The sequence below is a fragment of the Companilactobacillus sp. FL22-3 genome (assembly GCF_054881455.1).
In genome coordinates this window covers 214,323-229,603 of sequence record NZ_JBTYYZ010000003.1, presented here as the reverse complement: position 1 = coordinate 229,603, position 15,281 = coordinate 214,323, and the positions used below count along the sequence as shown (strand labels likewise).

Genomic DNA, 15,281 nt, shown 5'->3' with positions numbered 1-15,281 from the left:
CGTTTAAATTTTGAAATTTTTTATGCCAAAGGGATCAAAAATAGACTATAATTATTAATTATTCCAATGAGAGAAGGACTTTCCATGGTAAAGATCAGACAGGCAACTCCAGACGATGCCCAAATTTTACTCGACATTTATGCACCTTATATCACAAATACCACGATCACGTTTGAAGATGCCATTCCCAGTCTTGAAAACTTTCGTCAAAGGATCATCGACATTTCCAGAGATTTTCCATATCTCGTCGCTTTAAATGATGACGATAAAATCTGTGGCTATGCGTATGCTCATTTGTATGGTCCCCGTGCTGCATATGCTTGGACTGTGGAAGCTAGTATTTATGTTGACCGTGAATTTAAGGGTCACGGACTAGGAACTAAATTATATCAAGTACTAGAATCTACCTTGAAGAAACAAGGTGTAGTTAATCTGATGGCTTGCGTTACTGAAGGAAACGACAATAGCATTCGTTTCCATGAGAAATTCGGCTATCAAAAAGTTGGGACGTTTCCTAAAGTTGGCTTCAAATTCAATCGCTGGTTAGATGTGGTATGGCTTGAAAAGAATCTCAACCCTCGTCTGGACAAGATGGACAAAGTTTTGCCCTATAATGTTTGACTTAGAGTAAGCTCTAAGGTTTATTATCATCTCTAATGATGATTTGAAGGGAGCATTTTATGACAAAATTAACTGATACTTTTGATATTTATAATGGTGTAAAAATTCCCAAGGTAGCTTTTGGTACTTGGCAGATTCCCGCCAATGAAGCACGCCAAGCAGTAAAGGATGCTTTGGATGCCGGTTATAGACATATCGATACGGCTCTAGCCTATGAAAATGAGAAAGAAGTTGGTCAAGGTATTAGAGATTCTGGTCTCAAACGTGAGGATGTCTTCGTGACATCGAAGCTGCCAGGTCAAACTAAGTCTTACCAAGGTGCTTTAGATGACTTTAATACCACGATGAAGAACCTTGACCTCGACTATTTGGATCTCTACTTAGTCCACGCTCCATGGCCATGGAATGAGATCGGTGCTAATTATGACAAAGAAAACCTTGAAGTTTGGAAGGCAATGGAAGAGATTTATCAATCTGGACGAGTTAAAACGATTGGAGTTTCCAATTTCAATGTCCACGACTTGGAAAATGTTATGAAGACGGCAACTGTTAAGCCAATGGTAGATCAAATTCAATACTATGTTGGTTTTACAGAACCAAAAATCACTGAATTCGCTAAAGAGAATGATATCTTAGTAGAAGCATATTCGCCTCTAGCTACTGGTGGCTTGATTAACAATCCTGACATGCTAAAGATGGCTGAAAAGTATGATATCAGCGTTCCAAAATTAGCAATTCAATTTGTAATTCAAAACGGCGTCTTGCCTTTGCCTAAGGCGGTTCATAAAGAACACATCTTGGCCAATGCTAAGTTAGACTTTGAAATCAGTGCTGAAGATATGGCAACTTTGAATGCTATGCCTGACACTGCACCATCACATTTTCATAATCCAACCCAAGGCTAAAAATAAGCTGTGAAATTTAATTTTTATCCGGAAAAACTACTTGTTGATTCAAAGTTAGAATCGATGAGTAGCTTTTTTGTTCGAAAAATTAAAAGAATTATATAATAATTAGACTTTTCACATTTAACATGCTAATATAAAAATATACTAATGATAACGATAAGATTTTATGGAAAAGAAGAGGAACTATGAAATTACAAAACGATAACTTAATGAAACTTCTAAAATCCGATTTGGAACCTAAAATCAGCATTATTTTACCAATTCATCCGACAACTCCTCAAGCAGAGTCTAATTTGTTAGCCTATAAAAATCTTTTAAAAGATGTAAAAAAAGATCTTGAATATAATTATCCACGTCGAGAATGGAATCAAGCAGTTGAGAATTTGGAAGCTTTAATCTTAGATCGTAAATTATGGAACAGTTCTAAGAAGGCACTTTTAATTTTTGCCAACAATGAACAGATTGAAATTTGTGAAATGGAACATACTGTTTTAGCAAAAGAACATGTGGGAAACACCTTTTTAGTTCAAGATTTATTGTTACCGGAAGAGGAAGTTCACAGGCCTGAGTATTTGATTAACTTAAGTCGGGATCGAATCAATATCTATGATATTAAAAGTTTGAATGAAGTTGAAATAGAGGGGATTCACTCCAAGTTTTCAGACTACTATACAGATTTTGACGCTAACTCCAATTTGAATTCAGGTTCATATGGAGGATTGACAGCGGCTTATCATGGTCATCGGACTAAATCTGAAGAGCAACAAAAGGACCAAACTATCTACTATCGATATTTAAACCGTGAATTATCGAAACTTCATCGTGAGACTGGGAAAACTGTCATTTTAACAGGCTTACCAGAGACCTTAGATATTTATCTGAAGTCTTATGAGGATAGTGCATATATCGGTGGTGTCATTCGTGAATCAGTTATTAATCCGTCACGAACAGTCTTAGCGGAGATAATCAATAATTTCTTTGCCGCACAGAGATTAGCTGAAGTAGAACAAGTGAAACAAGATGTTAAATTGGCTGAGGAGAAACAACGCGTAGTCAGCGATATCAGTATCATCGATTCAGCATTGAACAATCGGATTGTTAAATCTTTAGTGTCGTTTAATGATGGTAGTTCTTATTCAGTTGAACATAATAAATTACTGATCAAATCCTTACTCAATAAAATCAGTTGTCGGGTATTATATACGCCTGGCGACACTAGTTATCCTAGTATAAATGCAATTTTGTATTAGTTTAACAGTAATAAATTAGAAAAAGTGTTGGTCTGATAGTAGACTGACACTTTTTTCGTCTTGTCTATAAGAAAAACAACCGTTTTTTTTAGAAAAGAGTTAGGATTAGAGTGTAACTGAGGAGTAAAAAATCGGAGGTAGAGTAGCATGACAAATGTATTAATTATTGGTGCAACTAGTTTGATGGGACAAACAGCTGCCAAATATTTTTTGAACAAAACTGATGATAATATTACTTTGATGGCACGTTATACCGGACTTTTGTCAGTTGACCAAAGCCGAGAGCGTGTATTTCAAGGAGACATTATTGATGAGCAGATTTTGAATGAAGCGATGGAAGGCATCGATGTGGTGTTGGTATCACTTGATAGCAATGAAGAACGCATGATTCAAAAGATCGTCGATGCAATGGACAAAGCAGGCGTGAAAAGATTCTTGTTTTTGACTTCAATGGGCCTTTGCAACGATGTTCCTACGACAACTGGAGCATCAGGAAACTTGACAGAAGAAGAGATTTTGGCCCCATACCGCCAAGTAGTAAATTTAATCGAAAACTCAGATTTGAATTACACTATTATCCGTCCTAGTTGGTTAGATGATGGAAAAGATGTAACCAATTATGAAATAGTTCATAATGGGGCTCCCTATAAAGTGGATGAAGTTTCTAAAGAGAGTGTGGCCGATTTGATCGTCCATTTAGCCCACAGCGATAAATTAGATTCGCATGACAGTATAGCTATCAGTCGTAAAGCCGATTAAAAAAAATTCCGGTGAGTTAACCAATTAAAATAGTTAATTCACTGGAATTTTTGTATGTATTTTTAAGCTTTAGGCTTATTTTCTCTAAGGATTCGTGCCGGATTGCCGACTACAATTACATTGTCTGGGAATGAATGAGTGACTACAGATCCCGCACCAACGACAACATTATTGCCCAGTGTGACACCTGGTAAGATACTGGCTCCGCCACCAACCCAAACATCGTTACCGATCGTAATGGGAGCGACTGTTTCAGCTTCAGTACGACGAACGCTTGGATCTAGAGGATGCTGTGGCGTGTAGAGACCCACCTTGGGTCCAAACTTGACATCATTACCGATGGTGATTTTGCCTTCGTCACAGAGCATCACATCGTGATTAGCGTAAAAGTGATTTCCGATGGTAATATTCACGCCATAGCTAAAATAAAGAGTTGGTTCAACGAAGAATCTATCACCGACTGATTTCATCAAACTTTTGATCTTTGTATTACGTTCCTCATTATTGGCAATTCGGTTATATTCCATTAATTTAGTCCGAACGTCATTACGTAGCTTAGCTAGATCCTTTGATTCTAGATACAGCTCTCCATTGATCATTTGTTGGTACGATGAATCTTCTTCAATATTCATTTAAAATTAATCTCTCCTCAAAATTGACATATGTTAAGCATAGCACAATTAGAAAATAGTCAAAGTCAGCAAAAAAGCTAAAACAATTTAGATTGGGAATTATCTAAATGTTTCAGCTTTTTTTGAGGTTTTAAACAAAACCAATTAACCATTTTTATGTGTGTAATGTGGGAGAGTGGTTAATCGATCATGAATGATGGAGCCCATTGACTACTTCATACTTGAAGAAGTCAATGTCAGATTGCTGTAGAATTCTGTATTTGCAGGACTGACATCGAATCCTTTGACACGGTTGTTAACTGGTTGCCATGCGTAGTTGAATTGTTCACCAACGACAGCAGCTTGAGAGTTCATATAGTTTTGCCATTCCTTGAAGGTCTTAGCACGTGTAGCATCATTCCAAGAAGTACTGTCGTTCATCTTATTGATCAATTGAGTATTCTTGGCAGTTACAAAGTGACCATAGTTGAATGGAGCGGTTTCGCCATATAGTTGTGTCTGAGTAGGTTCAGATGATAATGACCAGGCACCTAACCATAGATCCATCTTGTTTTGTTCTGGTTTTTCCAAAGTATCGTAGAAACTATTCATTTCCATTGGTTTGCCACTAGTAAATTTAACGTTCAAACCAACTTTGTGCCATTGTTGTAGATAATCTTGGTAAACAGCTTCAGTACTGGAGTTACTTGTCATAGCACCGAAGTAAATTGTTAATGGTTTGCCCTTTGGATCAGAACGCCATTTACTACCGTTACGTTTCTTGTAACCAGCTTCATCAAGTAATTTTTCGGCTTTCTTAGTATTCAAAGTGTAACCTTTAGCACTCTTATCGTAGTAATTCTTGAATACAGGTGGGATCAAAGTATTAGCACGTTGTTTAACACCATTACTAAACTTCTTGGTTACTTGGTCAACGTTTAGAGCATACATCATAGCTTGACGTAGCTTCTTGTTGGCCATCTTCTTATTAGAATCTTCGACATTTTTACCAGTCTTAGTATCGAAATGACCTAAATTAAAGGCAAAGTAACTGTAAGACAAAGCAGGTTGTCCAACATCAGTGTAACCTTTGAGGTTCTTCAAGGCCTTATAATCAGTACCGCCTAACAGACCAGCAGTACTTGGAACAACTGAATCATATTTCTTTGATTGAAGAGCTTTATCAATATTATTTTGAGAAACAACATTGATGGTAATGTGGCCGATTTGAGCTTTCTTACCGTAGTAGTACTTGTTTGGTGACCATGATGTTGATTCACCTTCAACAATTTTATCTAGCTTGTAAGGACCAGTGAAGATAGGATTCTTACGAACTTGTTCAGAAGAAGCAAGTTTGGCGATAGGAACATCTTTGATGTATTCGTAAGGTTCAACACTACCCCAGATGTATGAGTTACCGGAGAATTTCATACTTGGAGCCATTTGTTTGAAGTGGATGACGACAGAATTACCATTTTCGCCATTAGGATAAGTAATACCGGAGATTGTGTCAGCAGTACCATTATGATAAGCTGCCATACCTTTGATATTCTCAAAGTCTGAAGAATATTGTTGAGTAGTAGATTCCTTATTACCCAAAACTTCATAGGCATATTCAATATCTTTAGCAGTTACTGGTGTACCATTAGACCACTTAGCACCTTTACGAAGTGTGATTGTGGCTGTTTTGGCTGAACGATCGAGACGTTGGTTGGCAAGACCACCATCGACGATTTTATAATTTTTATCGGTATTGAATAATGTATCAAGACCACCTGGAGAAAAAGCCATCTGATCAGATGCATTAGATTGTAAGACTGCATCAGTAATACCTTGGAATGGTGAACTGGTTGGTAAAGCCAATTTCAAAGTACCATTTTTGGTAGCAGTGGCATCAGTTTTAGCAGTATTCTTAGCAGCAGTTGGTAAGTCAAGTGCCTTACTGGAAGTTGCTGAAGAATTGCTATTTGAACAACCGGCCAGAGTTAAAGCTGCTAGAAAAGTTACAGCAATGGTAGCTAGTTTATTTTTAGTTTTAACCATATATATTTCCCCCTTGGAAATTATTTAGTCAGAATAGGTTCAATAGAACTGTTGATAAGAGAAAACTGGTGGATAAGATTCTAAAACAGATATTTCGCTTGTGGTAATAGAGGCATCACTTCTTTCACAGGTTTGTTTAAAATAGTTAGGCTTCGATGCCGTGGCGTTGAGAAGCATCTGCTGAACGGCGAATTACTTGGCCAATATAACTGATCGATAAACAAAGAATGATAATCAAAAGTGCTGCTGGTAACCAAGTCCACCAATATTCTGTAATATTGTTAGGATCATTGGCGTTAGCAATTAAAGTACCTAATGATGGTGTAGAAATTGGTAAACCAAATCCTAGGTAGGAAAGCCCAGTTTCAACACCGATATTTTCAGCAAAGGATAAAGTCGTGTCGACAATGATCAACGATGAAATATTAGGCATGATTTCCTTAAAAATAATTTTAAAATTACTAGTTCCAGAAGTTTTTGAAGCGGCCACGTAGTCCTTCTTCGACTCAGAAAGCGTTCGTGATCGAATCAAACGGGAAGTTCCTTCCCAATAGAAGATTGAAAAAATTAGTGTTAGTGTCACGGCGTTATAGTTTTTAATGATTGTAACTAAAACGATGATCATCATTGTCATAGGTAACATCATCATGAAGTCGTAAACACGTTGCATTGTCCAGTCAATATAGCCATTAAAATAACCGGATATTAATCCCCAACAAATACCAAAAGCTGAGGAGATGATCGTCAAACCAATTGCGATACCAACCGAGTTTCTAGCCCCAACGATCAACTGTTTAGCAATTGATCGCCCAGCTGTATCTGCCCCTAGGATGAAACCATTGGTACCAGGAGCCGCATTATAATTCATGATATTGGTTTGCATCATCTGGGATGTGTTGATAAAAGCCGATGCGATAATGATAAACAAGATGAATGCCACGACGATGATCAATGCTGCCATAGCAGGCTTATCAGCCTTAAACTCATTCCAGATGATTTTAGTTGCTGAAGGAGTAGCTTCTTCTTGAGCCTCTTTAGAGAGACGACTTAAATCGTCAGCTGAAATTGTTGAATGTTTATTGAGATTTTCTTCCATAATTAGTCGCCTCCTTTATTGAATCCTGATTCTTGGGTCAACCAAACTGAGAATGATGTCAGATAGTAATGTACCCAATAGATTTAAAATACCGTAGATCAGGACCAAGGCCGTAATAACAGTGTAATCACGGTAACTGATCGAATTGATGAAAAGTAGTCCCATACCTGGGTAAGAGAAGACTGTTTCAGTAAAGAGTGATCCGTTCAACAAACCAGTAAGTGAATAACCTGCAAATGCAGCGATTGGTAAGAGTGAGTTTCGGAAAATATGGTGTCGATAAATATCTTTTTCAGGAACACCTTTTGAACGGGCAGTTCTTACATAGTCAGAACCTTTGGCGTCGATTGCTTCCGAACGTAAGTATTGAACGACGTTGACGGTTCCGAAGAGTGCTCCTAATAGACCTGGTAAGAGGATATGGTAGAGTCGAGAGCCAATTGAGGCAAATCCCGGATTAGCAGTAGACGAGATCGAACCAGTTGTTGGGAACCAACCAAGAACGTAACCAAAGATCCAGATACCAATAACTAAGATAACGAAGAAAGGAATACAGTATGTAACGTAAGTATAGATTCTGATAACGGTGTCAGGTAATTTACCTTCGTGCTTAGCAGCGTAAAGTCCCATTGGTAAAGCCAAGCAATACGTTAATATAGTTGTAAAAAGAGCTAACCAGAGTGTATTGACAGCTCGATCGCCGATTAAACGAGCAACTGGTTCTTGGTATTGATAACTATCTCCTAGATTACCGTGGAATAGATGAACTACCCAATTCCAGTATTGCTGATACCAAGGATCGTACAGGCCATTTATTTTCATCAAATGATGTAACTGAGCTGGATCAGCTTTAGGATTGATCGAACCAGTAAAGGGATCTCCAGGCATTGCTTTAGCTAAAAGAAAAACTAGAATGCTGAGAATAATAATTTCTGGAATCATAATTAAAATACGACGAAGAATTGTTTTCCACATTATGCCTGCACCGTCCCTTCATGTTGAATTTTTTCGATCATATTTGGTGGCAAAGCGACTGAATGAGTCGGACTAATTTGAACTAGTGGGTAGGCCAATCCGCTTTGATCGTAATAATCATTTTGCTGCTGTTTGTAGATTGCTTCCACCTGCAGTCGATTAGCTCGATGTTCTTCACGATGATTGACGTTAGTTTCTGGGATGGCAGCTAACAAACGCTTCGTGTAGATATGAAGAGGGTGATTATAAATATCATCTCTGGAACCAATTTCAACCAACCGACCTCGGTTCATAATCGCAATGTTGTCACACATATGTCTGACGACGCCCAAGTCGTGGGAAATGAATAGATAGGAGATATTGAAATCACGTTGGATCTTTTTCATAAAATTAAGAACTTGAGCTTGAACTGATAGATCCAAAGCTGAAACTGGTTCATCAGCAATAATCAATTTAGGATTGGTTGCTACTGCTCTGGCGACGCCGATTCTTTGCCTTTGACCACCAGAGAATTGATGCGGATATTTGTAGAGTGCATCGGCATCAAGACCGACGATATCAAGCAGTTGCAAAACTCTTAACTTTTCAGCGTCTTTATCAAGATGTTCAAAATTTCTTAACGGTTCAGCGATAATGTCTTCGATTCTTTTACGCGGATTCAGACTAGAAAGTGAATCTTGGAAAATCATCTGGACATCATGGTTGTAATCCAGTGACTGACGATTGGCTTTTTTGGTAATATCTTTTCCTTTATAAGTAACGGAACCACTAGTGGCATTCTCTAAACCAACAATGGCCTTACCAGTAGTAGATTTACCAGATCCTGACTCGCCAACTAATCCATAAGTTTGACCAGCTTGAATATCAAAACTGATACCATCTACGGCTTTAACATAATCGGTGATGCGGTTAAAAAAACCTGAGCGGATAGGGTAGTGTACTTTTAGATCATTGATTTGAATTAAACTCATGAATTGGTGACCCCCTGTTCATCAGGAAATGAAAAGTACTGGTAGCAAGTGCAACGAACTAGATGACCATTTTCAATTTCATGCATGCTAGGTTCTTTTTCGTGAGCGCTAGCAGGTACCCATGGAATTCTGGGGGCGAAACGATCGCCCATTTGCGGCATTTTTTGAAGAGAAGGAACATTTCCTTTGATTACGTAAAGATCATCATTCTCATCGTCCAATTGAGGCATTGATCTCAAAAGAGAACGAGTATAGGGATGTTGTGGATTATTAAAAATTTGATCAACGCTGCCTTCTTCAACAATCTGCCCGGCATACATTACGGCTACTCGATCGGCTGTTTCAGCTACGACACCAAGGTCGTGGGTGATTAAAATAATTCCAGCATGATTTTTCTTTTGAATACTTTGCAAAACGTCGAGGATCTGTGCTTGAATAGTTACATCTAGAGCAGTCGTTGGTTCGTCAGCGATAATTAAATCTGGTTTACAGGCAATTGCAATCGCAATGATGACCCGTTGTCTCATACCACCAGATAATTCATGTGGAAACTGTCGTGCTGTTCTTTTGGGATTGACAATTCCGACTTGATCAAGTAATTCAAGGACTCTTTGATGTTTCTGAGTATCGGAAAGGTAAGTATGATAGTCCATAACTTCTTGAATTTGATCTTCAATTCTTTTTAAAGGGTTCAAGGCTGAAAGCGGATCTTGAAAAATCATACCGATCTTGGCACCACGTAAATGGTTATAGCCTTCTTCATTGAGCTTTAACAAATTGGTTCCTTCAAAATCAATTTCGCCAGTGGTCTTAGTTTCATCGGGATTATGAAGTCCCATGATAGTTGTGGCTAAGGTACTCTTACCGCAACCTGACTCACCGACAATTGCTAAGATCTCATCATTTTTAACTTCCAGATTAATATGTGAGATTGCATTGTAAAATTTTCCGTCGATTTTAAAAGCTGTGCTGACATCCTTGATATTTAAAAACTTTTCTTGTTGCTCCAAGGAATCGCCTCCCCGTTTCTAATTTGTTTCTTATTAACCTAATCAGCAGTTAGAACTTGTATGGCTGATGTGCTTGCTGGCGGATCTAATGTTTGATGATGATTATAATTAACTTAAATTTAATTTACAAGTCTTATTATTAGAAAAAGATTAAAAAGATTAATTACGTTCAAATGTACATTTAACAGCTTTTTGAGCTAAAAAGAGAGATTGAAAGCGGTAATATTGGCCAAAAAGATGACGCTACGTCTTTAAAAAAACACGGTATTATGGCGTTATAACGATAAAATTTATTCGTATTTCTTTTCTAATTTTTTTTACAATTATTTTATTGAGGAAAAAGATTGCAGAAATCAAGACATTAATCCATACTAGGACGATGCTTTTTGAAGCTAATTGTTGAAATTAATAAGTGTTAAAATACGTAACTAGAAAAGGGTGGTTATATGCGTCATCGTAAAACAAGTAAGAAATCGTTGTTCCTGACAATTGGGGGAATCGTGGTTATTTTGGCTTTGTGTATCGTTTTTTTCTTTCCATTAAATAACATCGTCCGTGATTTAACTGGTAATGACACTGCTAGCGACAAGGTTGTTAAGTCAGAATTAGTCAAAAAAGTTAAGTCAAAGAAGACTGGAGATTCAACTAAAGATAAGAAAATTGATCAGGCAGCTTCTATTTTAGGTAAGAAGAAAATGTCGCAATTGATTTCAGCTGCTAACAGTCAAACTAAGACAGCTAATTTGATTGAAGATTCATCTGACTTGTCCGCTGCACAGTCCCAAAGAGCGGCCCAAGAAATTTTTTCCAATAAAAGTTATGGCGGCTTACGTCAAGCCATTGCTTCTGGAAACTGGTATCAGGCTTATCAGCAATATCAGAAATTATCCAATAGTGGGCAATTAAATCAGTTACAAACGGATATTAATAAATAAAAATTAATTTTGTATTTTTTGCTGGAGCTAATCTGACATAAAAGGATATAATAATAAAAGCATTAATTTGAGGGATATTATTTTAATTTAAGGTTTCTCTAAGGAATAACTGATATCCTACTAAATAGTGCAGTCATAAAAAATTATTTCTTTTAGAATATTTTTTGTGTTATGTTAAAGTCGGCTTTTTGATATGGTTTAGTTGAGAAGTCATATTTTGGGTAAGACTATCATTTATGAAAGGTATAGGTTGTATTGGCATATGATGACAATTGGAAGATATCTTCGGACCAAACGGTTCTTTAAGGAAATGACCTTGCAACAAGTCGTTGATACTGTGAAGAGCGATTATAATTTTTCTACATCGACCTCAGTTTTAAGTGCAATTGAAACTGATAAGAATAAGATTATCGATGGGGAATTATTATTTGTCCTATCAGACTTGTACGGTGTGGATTTAAAGGAAATGCAAGAGCTGATCTTAAAGAATTTAAAAGAGAATAAGAGCAGACGACAATAGAAAATGAGAGCTGGTTTGAAAACTAGCTTTTGTCCAGCAATTAAAAATACCTTCTGATTCAGTATTTAGAATCAGAAGGTATTTTTGTTTAGACAGAAAATATAATTTATGATTATCTTTATTGCTGATGATAGTAATAAATTAGTCAGTGCATAATTCCTCTTTTTTTACAATATAAGCTGAATCGTTTACAATGGTCTCGAGGAAGTTTAAACAGGTCAACCCATTTACCAGTATTGAGGCAAATTATTTTTGATTGGACGATGAGAAATGAAATTTTGCATAAATACAGATAAGAAAAATAGTTGGCGTATCGCAACTAACAATCATGATGACGAAACAGTCAATAAAATTGAAACCTTAATGTTTCAAGGCAATGGTTATTTGGGGATCAGGGCCGCAGAAGAAGAAAGCACTTTGCATGAGCGGCGTAATATGTTTGTCTCAGGCACCTTCGATGCGTTTCCTGGTGAAGTGACAGAGCTGCCTAATTTGCCTGATATTTTAAATATTGACCTTCAGGTGGACGGTCATCCACTTTGTCTAAAAGATGGTAAAGTGGAACATTATCAAAAATATTTGAATATGAAAAATGGTGAATTGACCCGTATCTTTGATTGGATCATTGATGGCAAACGGATCACTTTTAGATATAATCGTTTCGTTTCAATGGATGACAAGCATCTATTCGTCTCCAAAGTTGAGATTACGGCTGATCAAGATATCAACTTGAAGATCAAATCAGGTATTGATGGACAACAATCCAATAGTTCTACTCAACACTTGATTGAAGGTGATAAGCGTCTCTTTGACGAGAACTTTATTCAACTGCAAATGAAGACGCAACAATCTGGAATCGATTTTGCTTTTAACGTCAGACATAGATTGTTCGTTGATGAAGTGATGTTGAATACTAAGCCGTCTTTGGATATGGGACGTCGTCAAATCTTTGGTAGTTTTGAAGTCAACCTGCAAAAAGGTCAGAAATTAGCTTTCGTTAAGTACGTTAACGTCTCTACAAGTATTGATCGTGACATCTATGATTTAGTCAACCAGTCAATTTCGGCTTTGAGATATGCTGGCTTGAGCAGCTATCAAGAATTGTTGCATAAGTCCACTCGCGCATGGGACAAAGCAGTTTGGCAAAAAAATTATCTAAAGATTGAAGCAGCGGATGAGAAACCTCAAGTGGCAGTTAACTTTGCCCGCTATCAACTGGCTGCTAGTACCCCACATGATCCACGGATGAGTATCGGTGCGAAAGGTTTAACTGGTGAAGGGTACAAGGGACATACTTTCTGGGATACCGAGATTTTCATGTTGCCTTATTATATTTTTACCAAACCTAAAGTAGCGAAGAGTCTCTTGAACTACCGTTATCTAGGTTTGGAAGGTGCCCATCGTAAAGCCCGTAATAACAATTATCAAGGAGCTCAATTCCCATGGGAAGCCGCTAATCCTTCTGATGGTGAGACCGCACCATTGTGGGGTTCAGCTGATATCATTACTGGTAAGCCAATGAAAGTTTGGTCAGGTTTCATTGAACCTCATATTACCAGTGATATTATCTTTGCTGTCATGGAGTATCTGAGTGTGACCCGTGACCAAGAGTTTGCTAAAAAGATGGGCTACGAGATCGTTTTGGACGGAGCAAAATTTTGGAGTAGCCGCCTGGAATACGATTACGAAAAAGACCGCTACGAAATCAATGACGTTATCGGTCCGGATGAGTATAAGGAACATATCAATAACAATGCTTATACGAATTACACTGCTCAGTGGAGTATTCAAAAAGCCATCAAAGTTTACAACTTAATCAAAGAAGATTATCCAGATCTGTATGTTGAATTGAATAACAGATTGGATTTAGATGATACTTATACACAGTGGGTCGAACAAGTTAATAAGATCTATTTGCCACAACCAAATGAGGCTGGGGTAATTCCTGAAGACGATCAATATTTATCAAAGAAAGTGATCGATGTCTCTCGTTTTGTTGAGAATAATCAATTGAGTAATATTTTTAAGACATACAATTTGACTCAAATCGGTCAAATGCAAGTTACGAAGCAATCAGATGTCTTATTACTGATGTGTCTGTTTGAAGATATGTTCAGTGATGATGTCAAAAGAAGTAATTGGGATTATTATGAACCTAAGACAACCCACGATTCATCATTATCACTGTCAACGCATTCCATTTTGGCTAGTGAATTAGGACTGGCTGATAAAGCGTATCATTATTATGAGATGTCTTGTGAGACAGACCTGGGTGTTCATGTCGGCAAGGCTGTACAAGGAATCCATCTAGCTAGTTGCGGTGGAATTTGGAATATGACAGTGCAAGGATTCGGTGGGTTAAGAACTGACAACGGCAAATTACAGATCGAACCACATTTGCCAAAAGAATGGAAGAGTCTCAAATATCAGATCAATTGGCAAGGCAGCGAAGTTTTTGTTGAAGTTGATCATCAAACATTGAAAGTTCATGTTCATGGAGATCCAATCGAGTTTATCAATCACGGTCAAGAATATCAGGTATCGGCGAATTCTGGTGTTGAAATAAAAAATTTAGTTGAGGTAATCATCACATGATGATAGAAAAGACCAATTTATATTGATTGGTCTTTTTTTTCTGCTCAAGGTTTAAAATAGTAATAAAAGTGAACTTGGAGGGGAATATGGCACAAGTAGTTATCATTACCGGTATTTCATCAGGAATGGGACGTGAGGCGGCCTTACTTTTTAAAGAACAAGGTTTCTCAGTTTATGGTGGAGCCCGTCGTATCGAGCGTTTGAAAGATCTACAAGAAAAAGGTATCCATACCCAAGCGTTGGATGTAACTGACAAATTATCAGTCCGTGGCTTGGTCGATCATGTCATTAAAGAAGAGGGACATATCGACGTTTTGATCAATAATGCTGGTTATGGCGAGTATGGACCCTTAGAGGAAGTGCCGATTGAAAAAGCTAAGAAACAATTTGAAGTCAATTTGTTTGGTGCTGGTCAATTAACAAAATATGTTTTGCCATATATGCGCCAACAAAAGTCTGGACGAATCGTCAATATCTCATCGATTGGAGCCAATGTTTATAGCCCATTAGGTGGTTGGTATCATGCCACCAAAGCTAGTTTGAACATGTGGAGTGATGTTTTGGATACTGAAGTTCGAAAATTTGGTATTCGCTCAGTTGTGGTACAACCAGGCTTAACTAAGTCAGAGTGGAGTAAAATTGCTTTTGAAAATGCACGTGAGAATCTGTTTGATGATTCCCCTTATGAAGATTTAATTGACAAAGTTGAACACTTATTTGGAATGCTTGGTTCTGGGGCGACTTCAAGAGACTTAGCAAAAGTCTTTTATCAAGCTGCGACAGATATTCATCCTAAACGTCGTTACTTTAATTCGGTTATGGATCATGGCATGGTGATGATTGCTCGGACTATGCCTAATACTTATAGAACTGTACTGCACAGATTGATGAAGTAATAGTAAATATAAAATGGTGTCCTAAGTGATTTTTATATCATTTAGGGCACTTTTTTTGTTCTCTAAGAATTTCTTATTTTAACCTTATTGA

14 protein-coding genes are annotated in these 15,281 nt (G+C 37.4%); 8 read left to right on the top strand and 6 right to left on the bottom strand.

The features are described 5' to 3' along the window. The first annotated feature begins 84 nt into the window (after positions 1-84). From ACYT32_RS04475 to ACYT32_RS04460, 4 genes are all read left to right on the top strand, one after another. Entirely contained in the window at positions 85-621 is a 537-nt protein-coding gene (locus tag ACYT32_RS04475; RefSeq protein WP_395264486.1) for a GNAT family N-acetyltransferase, read from the top strand. 59 nt (positions 622-680) lie between these two features. Then, positions 681-1,526 carry an aldo/keto reductase gene (locus ACYT32_RS04470; RefSeq protein WP_395264487.1) on the top strand — a complete coding sequence of 282 codons (846 nt, stop codon included), beginning with the start codon at positions 681-683 and terminating at the stop codon, positions 1,524-1,526. Between the two features lie 188 nt (positions 1,527-1,714). Beyond that, complete coding sequence (locus tag ACYT32_RS04465; RefSeq protein ID WP_395264488.1) at positions 1,715-2,779, top strand: baeRF8 domain-containing protein; 1,065 nt, start codon at positions 1,715-1,717, stop codon at positions 2,777-2,779. A gap of 147 nt (positions 2,780-2,926) precedes the next feature. Beyond that, positions 2,927-3,538 (top strand): NAD(P)H-binding protein, encoded by a 612-nt coding sequence (locus ACYT32_RS04460; protein ID WP_395264489.1) that lies wholly within the window; start codon positions 2,927-2,929, stop codon positions 3,536-3,538. 62 nt (positions 3,539-3,600) lie between these two features. On the opposite strand, the gene ACYT32_RS04455 is transcribed toward ACYT32_RS04460, so the two are convergent. The 6 genes from ACYT32_RS04455 to ACYT32_RS04430 all read right to left on the bottom strand — a co-directional run bounded on the left by ACYT32_RS04455 (position 3,601) and on the right by ACYT32_RS04430 (position 10,244). Next, the gene (locus ACYT32_RS04455) at positions 3,601-4,170 is read right to left on the bottom strand and encodes a sugar O-acetyltransferase (RefSeq protein WP_395264491.1); all 570 of its coding nucleotides are present in this window, start codon (positions 4,168-4,170) and stop codon (positions 3,601-3,603) included. Positions 4,171-4,380: 210 nt separating this feature from the next. After that, a complete protein-coding gene (locus tag ACYT32_RS04450) occupies positions 4,381-6,192 on the bottom strand; it encodes an oligopeptide ABC transporter substrate-binding protein (RefSeq protein ID WP_395264492.1) in 1,812 nt (603 codons plus the stop codon). A gap of 145 nt (positions 6,193-6,337) precedes the next feature. Next, positions 6,338-7,288 carry an ABC transporter permease gene (locus ACYT32_RS04445; protein WP_395264493.1) on the bottom strand — a complete coding sequence of 317 codons (951 nt, stop codon included), beginning with the start codon at positions 7,286-7,288 and terminating at the stop codon, positions 6,338-6,340. Between the two features lie 15 nt (positions 7,289-7,303). Continuing rightward, the gene (locus ACYT32_RS04440) at positions 7,304-8,263 is read right to left on the bottom strand and encodes an ABC transporter permease (protein ID WP_395264494.1); all 960 of its coding nucleotides are present in this window, start codon (positions 8,261-8,263) and stop codon (positions 7,304-7,306) included. Next, positions 8,263-9,234, bottom strand: coding sequence for an ABC transporter ATP-binding protein (locus tag ACYT32_RS04435; protein WP_395264495.1), 972 nt, complete (start codon positions 9,232-9,234; stop codon positions 8,263-8,265). The genes ACYT32_RS04440 and ACYT32_RS04435 overlap by 1 nt, the downstream gene beginning before the upstream one ends. Continuing rightward, positions 9,231-10,244, bottom strand: a complete 1,014-nt coding sequence (locus tag ACYT32_RS04430; RefSeq protein ID WP_395264497.1) for an ABC transporter ATP-binding protein — start codon at positions 10,242-10,244, stop codon at positions 9,231-9,233. The genes ACYT32_RS04435 and ACYT32_RS04430 overlap by 4 nt, the downstream gene beginning before the upstream one ends. A 446-nt stretch (positions 10,245-10,690) precedes the next feature. On the opposite strand from ACYT32_RS04430, the gene ACYT32_RS04425 reads away from it, so the two are divergent. From ACYT32_RS04425 to ACYT32_RS04410, 4 genes are all read left to right on the top strand, one after another. After that, entirely contained in the window at positions 10,691-11,179 is a 489-nt protein-coding gene (locus ACYT32_RS04425) for a hypothetical protein (RefSeq protein WP_395264498.1), read from the top strand. A gap of 262 nt (positions 11,180-11,441) precedes the next feature. Then, positions 11,442-11,699, top strand: a complete 258-nt coding sequence (locus tag ACYT32_RS04420) for a RodZ family helix-turn-helix domain-containing protein (RefSeq protein WP_395264499.1) — start codon at positions 11,442-11,444, stop codon at positions 11,697-11,699. Positions 11,700-11,969: 270 nt separating this feature from the next. Next, the gene (locus tag ACYT32_RS04415; protein ID WP_395264501.1) at positions 11,970-14,294 is read left to right on the top strand and encodes a glycoside hydrolase family 65 protein; all 2,325 of its coding nucleotides are present in this window, start codon (positions 11,970-11,972) and stop codon (positions 14,292-14,294) included. Between the two features lie 86 nt (positions 14,295-14,380). Next, a complete protein-coding gene (locus ACYT32_RS04410; RefSeq protein WP_395264502.1) occupies positions 14,381-15,190 on the top strand; it encodes an SDR family NAD(P)-dependent oxidoreductase in 810 nt (269 codons plus the stop codon). The last annotated feature ends 91 nt before the right edge of the window (positions 15,191-15,281 follow it).